The sequence below is a fragment of the Azospirillum fermentarium genome, from assembly GCF_025961205.1.
Lineage (GTDB): Bacteria > Pseudomonadota > Alphaproteobacteria > Azospirillales > Azospirillaceae > Azospirillum > Azospirillum fermentarium.
Window position 1 is genome coordinate 1818904 of the sequence record NZ_JAOQNH010000001.1, and the last position, 17501, is coordinate 1836404.

Consider the following 17501-nt stretch of genomic DNA (forward strand, 5'->3'; position numbering starts at 1 on the left):
ATTTGTGACGATGACGGCTTGACAATAGGTCTGCATTACGTTTACGTCAACGGCATAACGAATGGGTCGGATGCGAAGGCTGCGCAAAAGCGGCCGCGCCCCAAACCGGCCCCGGTCCCTGTGGAGGAGACGCCATGACGATGCCCACGCCCGCATCATGCCTGCCGTCATCGCCCGACACGCCGCGGCCCTGGCTGGCGGCGTACCCGGAGGGCATCGACTGGAATCTGGACATCCGCCCGCGGTCGCTGAACGCGCTGTTCGCCGAGGCGGTGGCACGGTTCGGGCCACGCCCGTGCCTGGAATTTCTCGGCGCCCGCACCAGCTACGCCGAGCTTGGCCGGCAGGTGGACCGGGCGGCCAAGGGCTTCCGCGCGCTGGGCGTGGGGCCGGGGGTCAAGGTGGGCCTGTGCCTGCCCAACACCCCCTATTCGGTCATCTGCTTCTTTGCGGTGCTGAAGGCCGGCGGCACGGTGGTCAATTACAACCCCCTCTATGTGGAGCGGGAGCTTGAGCACCAGATCACCGATTCCGAAACCGACATCATGGTCACCATCGACTTGCAGCTCGTGCTGCCCAAGATGGTGACGGTGCTGGAGCGCACCCGGCTGCGCACGGTGGTGGTGTGCTCGCTGGCCGCAGCCCTGCCGGCGCTCAAGCGCCCGCTGTTCCGCCTGTTCAAGCGCGCCGACATCGCCCAGCCGCCGGCGGGCGACACGCGGTTCCTGTCGTTCGAGGCGCTGATTGCCAACGACGGGGTGATGACCGCCCCGGCGGTGGACCCGCAGAGCACCATCGCCGTGCTGCAATACACCGGCGGCACCACCGGCGTGCCCAAGGGCGCCATGCTGACCCACGCCAACCTGACCGCCAACGTGGCGCAGGTGCGCGCCTGGTTCCCCGGCGTGCGCGAGGGGCAGGAACGGATGCTGGCGGTGCTGCCGTTCTTCCACGTCTTCGCCATGACCATCGCCATGAATCTGGCGCTGGAGGTGGGGTGCGAGCTGATCCTGCTGCCGCGGTTCGACACGGCGCAGGTGCTCCAGACCATCCACAAGCGCCAGCCGACGCTGGTGCCCGGCGTGCCCACCATGTTCAAGGCGCTGCTGAGCGCGCCCGACGTGGGGCGCTATTCCCTGCGCTCCATCCGTTTCTGCATTTCCGGCGGCGCACCGCTGCCGGTGGAGCTGAAGCACGCGTTCGAGGCGGCCACCGGCTGCATCCTGGTCGAAGGCTACGGCCTGACCGAAACCTCGCCCGTGTCCACCGCCAACCCGCTGAAGGGGGAGAACAAGGCCGGGTCCATCGGCCTGCCGCTGCCGGGGGTGACGGTGGAGATCCGCTCGCTCGACGATCCCTCCCGCCTGGCCGCCAAGGGCGAGAAGGGGGAGGTGGTCATCGCCGGCCCCCACGTCATGGCCGGCTACTGGAAACGCCCCGACGACACCGCCGCCACCATCCAGGACGGGTTCCTGCACACCGGCGACGTCGGCATCATGGACGACGACGGGTACATCTTCCTGCTGGACCGGTTGAAGGATCTGATCATCTGCGGCGGCTACAACGTCTATCCCCGCGTGATCGAGGAGGCCATCTACCAGCACCCCGACGTGGTGGCGGTGTGCGCCATCGGCCTGCCCCACGAATACCGCGGCCAGACGCCCAAGGCGTTCGTGCAGGTCAAGCCGGGGTCGAGCCTGACGCCCGACGGCTTGCGCACCTTCCTGTCGGACCGGCTGTCCAAGATCGAGATGCCGACCGAGATCGAGTTCCGTGACGAACTGCCCAAGACCGCGGTCGGCAAGCTGTCGAAGAAGGAGTTGATCGCCGAGGCGCTGGCGCAGGCGGTGCGGGCGAAGGGCGCGCCGGTAGGAGGTTCGTTGACGAATAATCAGTAACACTGACTGATCGACTGTTTAGGATGCCTAGTCGCCGCGCCATCTTCGTGGTACGAAGGGCTGTTCCGCAGGGGTATTCTGTTAACGCAACGGTCAAAGGGGGAGACGTTGCGGCGGAATGGCGGCTGTGGCGATGCTTTCCTAAGGGGCCTGGGGGCTTATGGACGATCTGTATACGGTCAATCAGCTTGCCGAAGAGTTGGACATCACGCCGCGCGCGTTGCGTTTTTACGAGGCCAAGGGCCTGCTGACACCGAACCGGGTCGGCAACAACCGGGTCTACAACAAGCGCGACCGGGCGCGGCTGAAGCTGATTCTGCGCGGCAAGCGGCTGGGGTTCTCGCTGTCGGAGATCAAGGAGTATCTGGATCTCTACAACGTGGACCGCGACAACACGGGTCAGATGAAGCTGCTGCTGGGGCGGGTGCGCAAGCGTCTGGCCGTGCTGCACCAGCAGCGCCAGGATCTGGAGGCCACCGTGGGTGAACTCCAGGGCATCGAGGAACAGGTCAAGACCACCTTGCAGGAAAAGGGCATCGTGGTGGACGCGGGCTGAACCGCTACGGGTTTGCCGGCCATCGCCGTCCACGCTTCCGCCCTGTCCGCCGGTGGCCCGTCTGCGGGCGGAACGACGAGGGACATGGACGGCGATGAATCTTCTCTTCCGGGTTCTGTGGGTCATGCTGGCCGCCCTGTTGGGGCGGCGGCTGGGGGTGATGGACGAATCGCGCGTGCCGTTGCGCGTTCTTCCCACCGACCTCGACCTCAACATCCATATGACCAACGCCCGCTACCTCAGCATGATGGATCTGGGGCGGCTGGACATGCTGATCCGCAGCGGTCTGGGCCGGGCCATGCTGCGCAACCGCTGGCAGACGGTGCTGGGGGCGTCCACCATCCGGTTCCGCCGGCCCCTGCGTCCCTTCCAGCGGTTCGATGTGGTCAGCCGGGTGCTGTGCTGGGACGAGCGGTGGTTCTACATCGAGCACCGCATCGAAAGCGGCGCGGAAACCGCCGCGGTGGCGGTGATGCAGGGTGTCTTCCTCGCCCGCGGCAAGGTGATCCCGCCCGCCGACGTGCTGGGGGCGCTGGGGGCGCCGGCCACCTCGCCGCCGGTGCCCGACCATGTGGCGGCGTGGCGCCCGCAGACACTGCCCGTGGAACGGGCGGCTGCATAAACAACACACAAATCAAAAGGTTAGGGAGGATGGAACGGTCATGAAGATCCTCGTTCCCGTGAAGCGCGTGGTCGATTACAACGTCAAGGTCCGCGTGAAGGCGGACGGGTCGGGCGTTGAAACGGCCAACGTGAAGATGTCGATGAACCCCTTCGACGAAATCGCCGTCGAAGAGGCGGTTCGCCTGAAGGAAGCCGGCACGGCCACCGAGGTGATCGCGGTGTCGGTCGGCCCGGCCCAGGCCCAGGAAACGCTGCGCACGGCGCTGGCCATGGGTGCGGACCGCGCGGTTCTGGTGCAGACCGATGCGGAGACCCAGCCGCTGGCCGTGGCGAAGGTGCTGAAGGCGCTGGTGGACCGGGAAGGTCCGGCGCTGGTGGTTCTGGGCAAGCAGGCGATCGACGACGATTGCAACCAGACGGGCCAGATGCTGGCCGCGCTGCTGGGCTGGCCGCAGGGGACGTTCGCGTCGAAGGTGACGGTGGCGGACGGTGCGGTCACCGTGGTCCGGGAGATCGACGGCGGTCTGGAGACGGTGAACCTGACGCTGCCGGCGGTGGTGACCGCCGACCTGCGCCTGAACGAGCCGCGCTACGCCAGCCTTCCCAACATCATGAAGGCGAAGAAGAAGCCGCTGGAAACCGTCACGCCCGACGCGCTCGGCGTCGATGTGGCGCCGCGGCTGACGACGCTGAAGGTGGCCGAGCCGCCCAAGCGCAAGGCCGGGGTGAAGGTGGCCGACGTGGCCGCCCTGGTGGACAAGCTGAAGAACGACGCCCGCGTTCTGTGATTTGAGGTGATCGGACCATGACCATTCTCGTTGTTGCGGAACACGACGGCGCCTCGCTGAAGCCGGCGACGCTGAACGCGGTGTCCGCCGCCGCCAAGATCGGTGGCGACATCCATGTGCTGGTGGCCGGCCAGGGCGTCGGCCCGGCGGCGGCCGCCGCCGCCACGGTGGCCGGCGTCGCCAAGGTGCTGAAGGCGGACTCCGCCGACCTCGCCCACCAGCTGCCCGAAGCGGTGGCCCCGCTGGTGGTGGCTCTGGCCTCCGGCTATGGCCACATCCTGGCCCCGGCGACCTCGGCGGGCAAGAACCTGCTCCCCCGCGTGGCGGCCCTGCTGGACGTGGCGGCGGTGTCGGACATCACCGCGGTGGTGTCGGACGATACCTTCGAGCGCCCGGTCTACGCCGGCAACGCCATTGCCACCGTGCGCTCGGCGGACGCGGTGAAGGTGATCATCGTGCGCACCACCGCCTTCGACCCCGTGGCCGCCGAGGGCGGTTCGGCGGCGGTCGAGGACGTGGCCTCGCCCGGGGCCGCGGCCACCGCCCGCTTCGTCGGCCAGGAACTCACCAAGTCCGAACGCCCCGAACTGACCCAGGCCCGCATCGTCGTGTCCGGCGGGCGCGGCATGCAGTCGGGCGACAATTTCAAGCTCCTCGAAGCCCTGGCCGACAAGCTCGGCGCCGCCGTCGGCGCCTCCCGCGCCGCGGTGGACGCCGGCTTCGTGCCCAACGATTACCAGGTCGGACAAACCGGCAAGATCGTGGCGCCCGAGCTGTACATCGCCGTCGGCATCTCCGGTGCCATCCAGCACCTCGCCGGCATGAAGGACAGCAAGGTCATCGTCGCGATCAACAAGGACGAGGAAGCGCCCATCTTCCAGGTGGCCGATTACGGTCTCGTCGCCGACCTCTTCAAGGCGGTGCCGGACTTGGCGGAGGCGCTGTAACCCCGCCCGTCACCGGTTTGTCGTCCTCTTGCTTCCGTCCCCCACGGTCTGCCGTCCACCGACGGCGGCAGGCCGTACCTCATGCGCCGGACACGCACCGTGTCCGGCGATTTTTTTGCTCCCCACCGCGGTGGATCATCCCATATTTTTGACGGATGTGGCCGAGACGCGGAGGACGGTACGCCCCATGGATGAGGATGAACGCGCCCATTCCGTTCCCCGTCTCCCCGAGGGGAAAGGGCCTGTTGACCGGGTGTCTTTGCCTTGGCCGATGCGGGGGCTCTATCTGGCGGTCGGGTGGGTGATGGTGATGCTGGCGGTGGCCGGGGCCGTGCTGCCGGTGCTGCCGACCACGCCGTTCCTGCTGGCCGCCGCCTGGGCCTTTGCCAAGGCCAGCCCGGCGCTGGACCGCTGGCTGCACACCCACCCCCGTTTCGGCCCGTTCCTGACCGATTGGCGCAATCACCGGGCGATTCCCCGCCGGGGCAAGGTGGCGGCGGTCATCGGCATGACCGTAAGCTGGCTGGTGGTTCTGCTGGTGTCGGGCAATCCGGTGGCGCTTGCCGCCTCGGGCCTGTGCATGGCCTGCGTGGCGGTTTACGTGGTCACCCGGCCCAGCCCCCCCGACCGGGTTCCGGCGGAATAGGGGCCTATCCGATCTGGCGCTGAAGGGCGCCGCGCACCCGGTCGTTCAGCACCGGCAGGCCGTTGCGGCACTCCACGGTATAGACGGCGGACTCCGACAGCGTGCGGATGGCAAAGCCCGTCACCGCCCGCCGGGGCCCGTCGCGCAGAGGGGTGTCGTCATAGATGGGGGTGACCGTGGCCCCCCCCATCAGGGCGCGCAGCAGCAGGGTTTCGTCGCGGGTGTCGCTGCCGCCCGCCGACACGATGCCGAACAGCAGCGCTTCGGATTCCCGTTCGGCGATCAGGCCGCGTTCGGCGAACACCACCGCCATGGAACCGGAGGCCGACACCGGGTGCGCCTTTCCCTTCCAGAAGAAGCGTCCGTCGTCCCATCCCACATCCAGCGCACGGAAGATGATGTACGGGTCGTTGCCGGTTCCGCCGCCGGCCGTCAGGTAGTTCAGCCGCAACAGCCCGTTCCAGCAGTCGCACGGCACCAGGATGCAGGACACATCCCGGCGGCTGAGCCGCAGATAGGTGTCGTTCACACCGGACGGTTCGAAATCGAACAGCATGACGCTCCATCCCTCATACCCGGCCCGGCTGGGGCCGTCGTTGCAAAGACAGGAACGCATCAGGTCCATCACCGTTCCCACAGGGTGAAGATCGTTCTTTTCTTTCGTGAGATGAGAGGTGTGGTTTAAGATAAGAATGAAGGGAAAACCGTTGCCGCCCGATCCCGGCGCCCGCCCATCAACCACAACGGTGCCGCACCATGACCAACGCCGATCTCAAGCGCGTCCTTTACGTGGACGACGACCCCATGCTGCGGGCGCTGGTGCGCCTGTTGCTGGAAAAAATGGGCGGGCTGGTGGTGGAGGATGGCTGCGACCCCGGACAGGTGGTGGCGCAGGCCCGTGCCTTCGGTCCCGACATGATCCTGCTCGATATGAACCTGCCGGGACGTTCGGGGCTGGAGGTGCTGGAAAGCCTGCGCGCCGAAGCGGATCTGCGGGGTGTGCCGGTGGTCTTCGTCACCGCGGGTGCCACCACGGAGGACGCGGCGCGCTACCGCGCCCTTGGTGCCGCCGGTGTCATCGCCAAGCCCTTCAGCCCCGCCACGTTCCTGACACGGGTGCGCGCCCTGTGGCAGGGCGGCGGGGGTTGAGCCCCGAGAGCGGTCCCTACATCCCCGGATCGAGGGAGGAGGCCCGCGTCACCCGGTTGCGCCCGATGCGCTTGGCGGCGTAGAGCGCGGAATCGGCGTAGCTGAGCAGCGCCGACACCCCGGATTCCCCATCGTCCCCCGCGATGCCTGCGCTGAAGGTCATGGAAAAGGTCAGGCCGGCGGTGTTGAACTCCAGCTTGGCAAAGGCGTCGCGCAGAGTGTCGATCACCCGGTGGGCATCGTGTTCGTTGGTGTCGGGCAGGGCGACCGCGAATTCCTCCCCGCCATAGCGCCCGATGATGTCCGAGCGCCGCAGCCGGTGGGACAGCAGGCGCGACAGGGTGCGGATCACCCGGTCGCCGGCCATGTGGCCATAGGTGTCGTTGACCCGCTTGAAATGGTCGATGTCCAGCAGCGCCACCGCCAGGGAGGTGCCGTTGCGGCGGCTGCGGGCGATCTCCGTCGCCAGCCGCTCCTTGAAATGGGCGTGGTTCAGCAGGCCGGTCAGGCTGTCGGTCTGCATGGCGGCACGCAGGGTGCGGCCCCGCTCCGCCCGCAGCAGCACCGCTTCGGCCAGATGATCCGACCGGATCGGTTTGGTCAGGAAATCGTCCACGCCGGGGCGCATGGCGGCAAGCTGCAGATCCCGGTCTCCCTCCCGCGACAGGAACACGATGGGGGTGCCGAGGAACCGGCGGTGCTGCCGCAGCACCTGCGCCAGTTCCATGCCGTTGCAGCCGGGCATGTACATGTCCAGCAGCACCAGATCGGGCATCACCTCGGCCATGGTGTCCAGGATCCGGGCGGGTTCGCGCAGCACCGCCGCCTCCATCCCCGCTTCGCGCAGCGCCAGGGCGAAGGCGTCGGGCAGCGCCTCGTCGTCGTCCACGATCAGGATGCGGTAGGGATCGGCGTCCTGCCGCCCGGTCAGGTCGTCCAGCACATAGACCAGATCCAGCGCGTCCACCGGTTTGACCAGATACCCGGCACAGCCGGCCCGCACCGCCGCCAGCCGCGCCTGGAAATCCGCCCGCGGGGTCATGAACACCACCGACGCGCGGGCGCCGAAGCAATGGGCGGCATCCGCCCACCGCCCGGAATCGTGCAGCGCAAGGTCCAGCAGCACCACGTCCGGGCGCAGGGGGGCGGCCAGCGCCGATTCCACCGACGCGAAGCTGTGCAGGTGATAGCCGAACGGCTCCACCCGCTCGCCCAGCCAGCGGCACATCCCGTCATCGGCATCGATCAGGAAGATCACGCTGTCCCGCCCGCGCCCGCCCGCGTCGATGGCGGGGGATGCGGGGCGGCAGGGTTCGGCGGTGGCCGTTTCGCGTTCACCGCCCGCGGCCCGCTGCAGGTCGGAAAACAGGGTCGTCAGCGCCTGGGTGGTCATGGCGGGCATCGCCGCGGTTTCCGCCATCACGCAGGTGCGCAGCAGCCGTTCCGCGGAGCCGGCCAGCCGCGACACCTCGCCATAGCCGAAGGTTTCCGCCGATCCGGCCAGGGTGTGGGTCAGCAACAGCAGATCGGCCACCGCCTCGCGCGTGTTCGGGGTGCCGGTCTGCACCCGTTGCCACAGGTCAGCGATGCGCCCGGCCTTGGTCAGCAGCGTGTCACGGTAAAGCTGGGTCAGCTCGGCAAAGTCCTGTTCATACGAAACCGGTGTTCCGCTTGGCATATCCACCCAGTCGCCTTCGTTTTGTTGCGGGCGGGACGGTCCCGGAGGCCCCTTTCAACCACGATAGCACATCCCGCACGGTCATCAGCGTGCGGCAGATCAGGAATCAATAGCCTGCCGGGGTTAAATTTTTCTCTCCGCCGGATCACGCCGCAGGCGAAAATCATAAAAGAAATTAAATTATTGTGACGGGACATAATCCTGCCGCTCCCCGCCTCCATCCTCCTCCGAATAAATCCGGCGGAGCAGGGCCAGGCTTTCCGGCCCCACGACGGCAATGGTTCGGGCGATGCCGGCGGCGGTGGCTCCGTCACCGGCGTCCAGGGCCGCGTTCAGCCGCACCGCCAGATGCTGGAGCCGCGGCAGCCCCATGTTGCCGGCGGACGACAGCAGGTCGTGCGCTTCCCGTTTCAGCCCGGCCATGTCGCCGGCGGCGGCACAGGCCGCGACCCGTTCCAGGCGCTGGGCGCCCTGTTCGATGAAGCCCTGGACCAGGGCCGCGAAATCGGCGGGTTCGGTCATGCCCCGCAGCACACCCAGGACATGGCTGTCCACCAGGGGTTCGCCGCCATGGGACGGTTCGGCCGGGACGGGCGCGGCGGCAGGCGCCCCATCCCCCGTGCCGGCCCCGGGCCCGGTCCAGCGGGCGACGGTGGCCAGGAAATCGGTGCGGACGAAGGGCTTGGAGATGTAATCGTCCATGCCCTTGGTCAGGTACTCCTCGCGCATGCCGTGCATGGCGTTGGCGGTCATGGCGATGATGGGCGGGCAGGGGTGGCACAGGGCGCGGATGTGGTGGGTGGCCTCCAGCCCGTCCATCACCGGCATCTGCACGTCCATCAGCACCAGATCGAAGCCGCCGTTGCGGGCCAGGTCGATGGCCTGCGGCCCATCCCCGGCCACGGTCACATCGTACCCCTCGCGCTTCAGCATCAGTTGCGCCACCCGCTGGTTGATGTGGTTGTCGTCCACCAGCAGCACGCGCTTGCCCAGCCCCGGCTGCGCCACCGCATGGACGGGCGGCAGCGGGGCGGCGGTCACGATTCCCAGCGTCCGGCGGACGGCATCGTCGAGAACGGCGCGGCGCACCGGACGGGTCACCACGCCGTCGAACAGGGGCGGGCCACCGTCCCACCATCCGCCATCCGCCGACAGCCCGGCGGACACGGTGCTGAGCATCAGCCGCGTGCCGTCCAGATCCGGCATCCGGCGGATGGCGGAGGCCAGCAGCGGTCCCGGCATGTCGGGCAGACGCTGATCGATCACGGCCAGAACCGGGGCCGCGTGCCGGCCGGGGTCCAGCAGGCCCAGCGCCTCCACCGCCGACGACGCGGTGACCACGCACAGACCCAGCGCCTCCAGCCCGTCGCGCAGGATCCGGCGGTTGAGGTCCAGCCCGGCCACCACCAGGGCCGTCCGCCCGGCAAAGGCCGGCGGCAGCGTGTCGGCGGGGGCCGCCGCCGGCCCGGCGGCGCGGGGCAGAACCACGGTGAAGCGGAAACAGCTTCCCCGCCCCGGCGCGCTGGTGACGCCGATGGCGCCGTTCATCAGCGTCACCAGTTCGCGGCAAATGGCCAGCCCCAGCCCGGTACCGCCGAACCGCCGGGTGATCGAGCTGTCGGCCTGGGTGAATTTCTGGAACAGGCGGGCCGCCTGTCCCGCCTCCATGCCGATACCGGTGTCACGCACCTCCACCTGCACCGTGACGGGCGTATCGCCGGGGGGGGCGTCGGCGGTGACCTCCACCGCCACATGGCCGGTTTCGGTGAATTTCACCGCGTTGCCGATCAGGTTGATCAGCACCTGCCGCAGCCGGGTGGGGTCGCCATGGAACCGCCCGCGGGCCGCCGGAGCCACCAGCGCGCCGATGTCCAGGTTCTTTTCCCGCGCCTTGGGCGCCAGGATGGCGACGGCGCCGTCCACCACGTCCTCCAGGGTGAAGTCGATGGCCTCCAGCTCGATCCGCCCGGCCTCCAGCTTGGAGATGTCGAGGATGTCGTTGATGTTGGTCAGCAGCGCTTCCGCGCTTTCGCGGATGGCGTCGGCGTACTGGTGCTGCTCCTCGGTCAGGGTGGTGTCGAGGAGGAGGGAGGTCATGCCGATCACGCCGTTCATGGGCGTGCGGATCTCGTGGCTCATGTTGGCCAGGAATTCCGACTTGGCGGTGTTGGCGACCTCCGCCTCCTCGCGGGCGCGGTCCAGATCCTCGGCCAGGGCGGCCATCTGGGCCGCCTGCTGCTCCAGGCTGTCGTGGGCGGCGCGCAGGGCGGATTCGTAGCGGATGCGCTCGTTCACGTCGCGGCAGGTGGACACGATCTGCGGCCACCCGTCGGGCGGGCATACCAGGGTCGCGGCCATTTCCAGCCAGCTCCATTCCCCGTCGGCCCGGCGGCAGCGGAAGGTGACGGGATCGCATTCCCCCGCCGCCAGCAGCCGGCGGTGGGCGGTGCGCAGGCGCCCGGCGTCGTCGGGGTGGGCCAGATCGAGCAGCACCGTTCCCACCAGCGCCGCCGGCTCGTACCCCAGCACCGCTTGGGCGGAGGGGGAGACGTACTGGAACACGGTCGCCGCGGAGTGCAGGGCGATGACGTCCAGGGAATTGTCGGTGATGACCCGCAGCCGCGCCTCGCTGTCGCGCACGGCCCGTTCGGCGGCCAGGGCGGCGGTGACGTCGCGGGCGACGCCGCGGTAGCCCTGGAACGTCCCGTCGGTGCCGATGACCGGCTGGCCGGAGACGGAGATGAACCGCCGCTCCCCGGATTCGGTCAGGGAGGCGTAGGTGAAGTCGCGGAACGGGCGGTGGGCGTCCAGGTCGGCGCGGTGGCGGCGCCATTTGCGCTCGTCGTCGATGTCGTCGGCCATGTCCCAGCGCCGCTTGCCCTGCACGGCGGACGGGGCCTTGCCCATCTTGTCCACGCCGATGGACAGCAGGGTGAAGCGGTGGTCGCGGTCGCTTTCCCAGTACCAGTCGATGGAGATCTCGGCGATGGTGCGGAACCGGGCCTCCCGCTCCGCCAGTTCGGCGTTGGCGTGGCGCAGGCTGGCGGCCATGGTGTTGACGGCATGGGCCAGCCGGCGGAATTCCCCGGCCCCGGTTTCCGGCTGAGGCACCCGCGCGTTCCAATCGCCGCGCGCCAGCCGGTCCACCGCGGCGCGCACCTGCCGCAGCCCGCGCAGCACCGACCATTCCACCCCCACCCAGCCCAGAACGAAGGTGACCGCCGTCACCAGCGCCAGCAGGGCGATGGCCCGTTCCATCTGGGTATCGCTGAGTTCCATGGCCGCGGCCTGGGGGATGCCCACCGCCAGCGCCCCGCCGGTCTCCTCCAGCGGAACATAGGCGAACAGGCGGCGCACCCCGTCCACGCCGGTGGTGTCGATGGTGCCTTCGTTGCCCCCCAGCATGGCCGCGGCCAGGGGCATGGGCACCGGGGGCCGGTCGGAGGGCAGGGTGCCGTCGGGGTGGTGGAACAGCAGGTTGCCCTGCTGGTCCAGTAGGATGACGGCGGCGCCGTGGCCGCGGGCCATGCGGGAGGCGCTGGCGCCGAACCACGCGATGTCGATCCCCGCCACCACCACGCCGCGGGCCAGCCCCGCGTCCAGGATGGGGGCGGCGGCCACCACCACCGGCTTGTCGGTGAAGCGCCCGATGGTGAAGCTGCTGACCATGGGGCGGCGCTGGGTCAGCACCTCGGCCAGATACTCGCGGTCGCCGATGCTGCCCACGGCGCGGCGGCGCTTGTTGACGAAACAGGTGACGGTGCCGTCGGGCAGGGCGGTGAAGATCACGCTGATCCACGGGCGCCCCAGCGCCACGTCGTCGATGCGGTTCAGGCATTCGGGATCGGCGGGGTCGCCGATGCGGCTGGCCGCCGCCGTGGTCAGCCGCACGGCATCGCGCACCAGCTCTTCGTGCTGGAGGGCCAGGGTATGGGCCATGTCGCGGGCATTGCCGAAGGCGGCTTCCACCGCCTGCGTGCGCTGCTCGGCGATTTGCGCCAGGACCAGCACCGCCATGGGGGCCAGGACCAGCAGCACCAGCAGCAGCAGCCGGACACGCAGGCCGATCCCCCGCACCGGGGGCGGCGCCGTATGGCCGCGGTCGTCGGTCACGCCTGTGGTTCTCCCCTTGCCCGATCCCTTGCGCGTGCATGCGGAACCATCCTTTAAGCCGCTCTGCGCGGCAGGGGTAGTGGTTTCATGGCACGGCGGCGCGGAGAATCGACGCGCGGCCTGCGGGTTGCCCTTGTATCCCCCGCCGGGGTTTGTGGCATTGTCCGGCTTTCCTCCGTTCCCCTCTCCCCTTCGGGCACCCCCAAAGCGATCATGCGCCGCACCACCATCATCCCACGGGCCGACTGGCGTCCCGGACTCCGCAAATATTCCTTCGGCGCCGCGGCGTCACCGGCGGGGGAACGGTGGAGCGAGGAGATCCGCTACGACTTCTCCCCCCATCAGATCGACCTGATCGAAAGCGTGGCGGACGAGGTGCATGTCATGGTGCGCGGCGCCGTGCGCCACGTGATGGAGGAACGGCTGCTGCCCCGGCTGGGGGTGCAGGGGGACATCGCCCGGCTGACGGAAACCACATGGCACGAATACTGGCGCGGCGGGGTGGTCAACGACCGGGCCGGGGGGCTGGTGGGGCGGCTGACCTTCGCCTATGACGGGCGGGATTCGCTGAAGCTGCTGTCGTGCAATTACGACGTTCCCGACGGGCTGTTCATCGCCGCGATCATCCAGCGCAACTGGCTGGAGCTGCAGGGGCCGCGCTATGACCAGTTCAACGGGCTGCACGTGGCGCTGGTGGAGCGGTGGGAGGAGATCAACGACGGGCGTCCGCTGCACCTGACCTGCCTGACCCCCGACCCGGCGCGCGAAGGGGAGCTGTATTATCTCTCCGCCACCGCGGCCGAGGCGGGGCTGTCCACCACCCTGTTGGCGCTGCAGGACATCCGCTGGGACGGCAGCCGGTTCCGCGACCACGAGCGGGCGGTGATTTCCCGGCTGGTCAAGCTCTATCCCTGGAGCGCCATGGCCGAGGATGCCTATGCCCGCTCGCTGCGCCTGGGGGCGATGGGGGTGGTGGAGCCGGCGTGGCGCTGGCTGATGTCCAACCACGGCCTGCTGCCGCTCTTGTGGCAGATCCACCCGCGCCACCCCAACCTGTGCCGGGCCGCCGCCGATCCGGCGGCGCTGTCGGGGTGCGACGTGCTTCTGGCCCGCGGCTTCTTCGGCCTGGACCACGCCCGCACCCGCATCCTGGTTCATGGGCAGGTGGTGACCGACAGCGCACCGGGCGAACCGGTGGCCGGACCGGAGGTGTGGATGGACATGCCCCCGCTGTTCGAGCACGACAAGGGATACGCCGTGGTCGATGCCTGGATCGTGGGGGAGAAGTGCATGGGCATGAGCATCCGCGAATCCAACGACCCCCGCCTGGGGCCGGAGTCCCGCGTCGTGCCTCATATCCTCAAGGGGTGAAAGCCCTCTCCCCGGCGTGGGGGAGAGGGGGCGTCCCTACTTCGAGCCGGTCTTGTCCGGCTGGGAGATGGATGCGATCTGGCGCTGCAGATCGTCCAGGCGCTTCTGCAGCTCGTCCAGCGATTGGCCGGGGCCGGCGGGACGGGGCGGGATGGGCTGGCCGTCTTCCTCGCGTTCGGCGCCGAAGGGCGAGAACATCCGCATGGTCCGTTCGAACATGGCAAGGTTCTGCTTGCCCATTTCTTCGAAACGACCGAACGGGAACATGCCGCCCAGCGTATTCTGGAAATAATCGCGCATCTGCTCTTGATTGCGCGAGAAGCTTTGCATGCTGTATTCCAGATACCGCGGAACCATCCATTGCATGTTGTCGCCGTAAAAGCCGATCAACTGGCGCAGGAAGCTGATGGGCAGGAGGTTTTGCCCCTTGCTTTCCTCTTCCACAATAATCTGGGTGAGGACGGAACGGGTGATGTCTTCGCCGCTCTTGGCGTCGTACACCACAAAATCCAACCCGTCCTTCACCATCTGGCAAAGGTGATCCAGCGTCACATAGCTGCTGGTCGCCGTGTTGTAGAGACGCCGGTTGGCGTACTTCTTGATAGTGATGGGCGCGGTGTTCTTATCGTCCTTATCGGCCATCGCGGGATCTTCCTGGTGGAGAGGGGCGACACATATCATAAGAACTAAGCCACCCTTTCCCACATCGCAAGCTTTGTGCGGTACAAAAGGGCAGTTCGCCGCAGGCCCGGGCCGCGGGGCGGGGCGGACACCGTGCCGCACCCGCGTGCGCCGCTGGTCAAGACGGCGTTTCTCACATTATACTCCGCTCATGCCCGAGCCGACCGATTCCGCCCCCCCCGATCCCAAGGACGCCGCACCCGACGAGGTGCCGTCGCTGGATGTTCTGGCGCGCCGCTATCTCGACCTGTGGCAGGAGCAATGGGCCACCGTCGCCGCCGACCCCGGCACCGCCGACGCGCTGGCCCGCCTGTTCCAGATGGTGGCGCAGAACGGGGCCCTGGCCCCCTTTGCCGGGATGCCGGGCTTCGCGCCCCAGGGCTTCGCCTCTTCGGGGTATGCCCCTTCTGGATTTGCCCCTTCTGGATTTGCATGGACCGCCCCGGCGCAGGCCGGGGCCCCGTGGAGTGGTCATGAGTCAGCCGAACCAGCCAGGACCAGGCCCGAACCCGCAAAACCCCGGCGGCCCCGCACCCGCAAGCCGGCCCCGCCGGCAGGGGCCGCGCCCGCTCGGCCTGCACCTGACGGGGGTGGCGATGACGCTGCTGTCCTCGCCCGCCGGCTTGCCGTCCTTGAGGAACGGCTCGCCGTTCTGGAGGCCGGAACTGGAGGAGCGGGCGAGCCGTCTGCGCCACCATCTCGCCCGCGTGGACGGCGACGCGTTCAGCCGGAGTCTTGACCGGGAGATCCGGCGGCGGCTCGACGCCCTGATGACGGGCATCGAACGCTACCGCCATCATCCCTACCACCGTGATCTCCCCGATCCCCCCACCGTCTACCGCGAGGGGGGGAGCCGGCTTCTGGACTACAGCCAGCCGGGGGCGGCGGGGCTGCCGGTGCTGTTCGTGCCGTCGCTGGTCAACCGCCATTACGTGCTCGACCTGTCGTCCGCCGCCAGCCTGATGCGCTGGATGGCGGGGCAGGGGTTCCGCCCTTTCCTCATCGACTGGGGCGAGCCCGGGCCGCTGGAGCGCCGTTTCACCCTGACCGACTACATCGCCGGGCGGCTGGAACGTGTGCTGGACCAAGTGGCGGAGCAGGTGGGCCGCCCGCCGGCGGTGGTGGGGTACTGCATGGGCGGGCTGCTGGCCGCGGCTCTGGCGTTGCGGCAGCCGCGGCGGGTATCGTCACTGACCCTGATGGCCACGCCGTGGGATTTCCATGCGGAAAACGCCGCACTCGCCTGCCGGATGGAGCGGCTGTTCCAGCCCTTCGCCGGTCTGCTGGACGCGTGGGGGGAAATGCCGGTGGACGTGCTGCAGGCGCTGTTCGCCCAGCTCGACCCCTTCCTGGCGCTGAAGAAGTTTTCCCAGTTCGCCCGCATGGACATGAACAGCCCCGCGGCGGCCGCCTTCGTGGCGCTGGAGGATTGGTTGAACGACGGCATCGCGCTGTCCGCCCCGGTGGCACGGGAAGCGCTGGCCGGCTGGTACGGCCGAAACGACACCGCCCAAGGGCGGTGGACGGTCGGCGGCATGCCCGTCGATCCCGCCGCCATCACCGTTCCCACGCTGGCGCTGATCCCCGCCCGCGACCGTATCGTGCCGCCATCATCCGCAACAGCACTGATACAAAAGATACCTAGGGGGCAAACTATTATGCCGCAATTCGGTCATATTGGCATGGTGGTCAGCACCGCTGCGCAAAACGGCGTATGGCGCCCCCTTGCCGAATGGCTTAATGCGATAGGATAGAGGATGGTGTATTGCCTTCTTGCAACTCACCAATGTTTGCGCATAGAGTGCCTGCGGGGACTGCCCGTCAAACGACATAATAAAACTGACAGACTTTGAGGAGCTTCATCATGACCGAGGTTGTCATCGCTGCCGCCGCGCGCACGCCCATCGGTGCGTTCAACGGCAGTCTGAGCAGCGTCCCGGCGCATTATCTTGGCGAGATCGCCATCCGTGAGGCTCTTGCGCGGGCGAAGACCGACGCTGCCGAAGTGACCGAAGTCATCCTCGGCCAGATCCTCGCCGCCGGTGCCGGCCAGAACCCCGCCCGTCAGGCCGCCGTCAACGCCGGCATCCCGGTGGAAAAGACCGCGTTCGGCATCAACCAGCTCTGCGGTTCGGGCCTGCGCGCCGTGGCGCTGGGCTATCAGGCGATCCGCGAAGGCGACGCCGAGGTGATGGTGGTCGGCGGCCAGGAAAGCATGAGCCAGGCCCCCCACGTCATGCACCTGCGCAACGGCGTGAAGATGGGCACCGGCGAACTGCTGGACACCATGCTGCGCGACGGCCTGACCGACGCCTTCCACGGCTACCACATGGGCAACACCGCGGAGAACGTCGCCCGCCAGTGGCAGCTCACCCGCGACGAGCAGGACGCCTTCGCCGCCGCCTCGCAGCAGAAGGCCGAAGCGGCGATCAAGTCCGGCCGCTTCAAGGACGAAATCGTCCCCGTCACCATCAAGGGCCGCAAGGGTGACGTGATCGTCGATACCGACGAGCATCCGAAGTTCGGCACCACCGTGGAATCGCTGGCCAAGCTGCGCCCGGCCTTCGCCAAGGACGGCACGGTCACCGCCGGCAACGCGTCGGGCATCAACGACGGCGCCGCCGCCCTGGTGCTGATGACCGCCGACAACGCGGCCAAGCGCGGCGTCACCCCGCTGGCCCGCATCGTGTCGTGGGCGACCGCCGGCGTGGACCCGGCGATCATGGGCACCGGCCCGATCCCGGCCAGCCGTCTGGCCCTGCAGAAGGCCGGCTGGACCGTCGATGATCTGGACCTGATCGAAGCCAACGAGGCGTTCGCCGCCCAGGCGCTGTCGGTCAACAAGGATCTGGGCTGGGATACCAGCAAGGTGAACGTCAACGGCGGCGCCATCGCGCTGGGCCATCCGGTGGGTGCGTCGGGTGCCCGCGTGCTGATCACGCTGCTGTATGAAATGCAGAAGCGCGATGCCAAGAAGGGTCTGGCGACCCTGTGCATCGGCGGCGGCATGGGCATCGCCCTCTGCGTCGCCCGCGACTAAGCAGCCGACA

The 17501-nt window shown here is 68.5% G+C and carries 14 protein-coding genes; 10 read left to right on the forward strand and 4 right to left on the reverse strand.

Annotated elements, in window-relative coordinates; all coding sequences use genetic code 11:
* Positions 1-134: 134 nt before the first annotated feature.
* The 6 genes from M2352_RS08735 to M2352_RS08760 all read left to right on the forward strand — a co-directional run bounded on the left by M2352_RS08735 (position 135) and on the right by M2352_RS08760 (position 5459).
* Positions 135-1898, forward strand: coding sequence for a long-chain-fatty-acid--CoA ligase (locus tag M2352_RS08735; RefSeq protein ID WP_264664108.1), 1764 nt, complete (start codon positions 135-137; stop codon positions 1896-1898).
* A gap of 160 nt (positions 1899-2058) precedes the next feature.
* A complete protein-coding gene (locus M2352_RS08740; protein ID WP_264664109.1) occupies positions 2059-2454 on the forward strand; it encodes a MerR family transcriptional regulator in 396 nt (131 codons plus the stop codon).
* A 94-nt stretch (positions 2455-2548) separates the two neighbouring features.
* Entirely contained in the window at positions 2549-3076 is a 528-nt protein-coding gene (locus M2352_RS08745; protein ID WP_264664110.1) for a thioesterase family protein, read from the forward strand.
* A gap of 40 nt (positions 3077-3116) precedes the next feature.
* Positions 3117-3866, forward strand: coding sequence for an electron transfer flavoprotein subunit beta/FixA family protein (locus tag M2352_RS08750; RefSeq protein ID WP_264664111.1), 750 nt, complete (start codon positions 3117-3119; stop codon positions 3864-3866).
* Between the two features lie 17 nt (positions 3867-3883).
* Entirely contained in the window at positions 3884-4813 is a 930-nt protein-coding gene (locus M2352_RS08755) for an electron transfer flavoprotein subunit alpha/FixB family protein (protein WP_264664112.1), read from the forward strand.
* A gap of 253 nt (positions 4814-5066) precedes the next feature.
* A complete protein-coding gene (locus M2352_RS08760) occupies positions 5067-5459 on the forward strand; it encodes a YbaN family protein (protein WP_264664113.1) in 393 nt (130 codons plus the stop codon).
* 4 nt (positions 5460-5463) lie between these two features.
* Here M2352_RS08760 and M2352_RS08765 read toward each other — a convergent pair whose 3' ends face one another.
* Positions 5464-6075, reverse strand: a complete 612-nt coding sequence (locus M2352_RS08765; protein WP_264664114.1) for a hypothetical protein — start codon at positions 6073-6075, stop codon at positions 5464-5466.
* A gap of 140 nt (positions 6076-6215) precedes the next feature.
* Between M2352_RS08765 and M2352_RS08770 the strand changes: the two genes are divergently transcribed.
* Positions 6216-6608, forward strand: coding sequence for a response regulator (locus M2352_RS08770; protein WP_264664115.1), 393 nt, complete (start codon positions 6216-6218; stop codon positions 6606-6608).
* A gap of 16 nt (positions 6609-6624) precedes the next feature.
* Here the strand turns inward: M2352_RS08770 and M2352_RS08775 are convergent, their stop codons facing one another.
* Together M2352_RS08775 and M2352_RS08780 are read right to left on the reverse strand one after the other, a co-directional pair.
* Complete coding sequence (locus M2352_RS08775; RefSeq protein WP_264664116.1) at positions 6625-8286, reverse strand: GGDEF domain-containing protein; 1662 nt, start codon at positions 8284-8286, stop codon at positions 6625-6627.
* Positions 8287-8466: 180 nt separating this feature from the next.
* A complete protein-coding gene (locus M2352_RS08780) occupies positions 8467-12399 on the reverse strand; it encodes a response regulator (RefSeq protein ID WP_264664117.1) in 3933 nt (1310 codons plus the stop codon).
* 213 nt (positions 12400-12612) lie between these two features.
* On the opposite strand from M2352_RS08780, the gene M2352_RS08785 reads away from it, so the two are divergent.
* Positions 12613-13770 (forward strand): glutathionylspermidine synthase family protein, encoded by a 1158-nt coding sequence (locus tag M2352_RS08785; RefSeq protein ID WP_264664118.1) that lies wholly within the window; start codon positions 12613-12615, stop codon positions 13768-13770.
* Between the two features lie 36 nt (positions 13771-13806).
* Here M2352_RS08785 and phaR read toward each other — a convergent pair whose 3' ends face one another.
* Positions 13807-14412: a polyhydroxyalkanoate synthesis repressor PhaR gene (gene phaR / locus M2352_RS08790; protein ID WP_264664119.1), complete on the reverse strand. Its 606-nt coding sequence runs from the start codon at positions 14410-14412 to the stop codon at positions 13807-13809.
* A gap of 635 nt (positions 14413-15047) precedes the next feature.
* On the opposite strand from phaR, the gene M2352_RS08795 reads away from it, so the two are divergent.
* Both M2352_RS08795 and M2352_RS08800 read left to right on the forward strand, forming a co-directional pair.
* Complete coding sequence (locus tag M2352_RS08795; RefSeq protein WP_264664120.1) at positions 15048-16205, forward strand: alpha/beta fold hydrolase; 1158 nt, start codon at positions 15048-15050, stop codon at positions 16203-16205.
* A 110-nt stretch (positions 16206-16315) separates the two neighbouring features.
* The gene (locus M2352_RS08800; protein ID WP_264664121.1) at positions 16316-17491 is read left to right on the forward strand and encodes an acetyl-CoA C-acetyltransferase; all 1176 of its coding nucleotides are present in this window, start codon (positions 16316-16318) and stop codon (positions 17489-17491) included.
* The last annotated feature ends 10 nt before the right edge of the window (positions 17492-17501 follow it).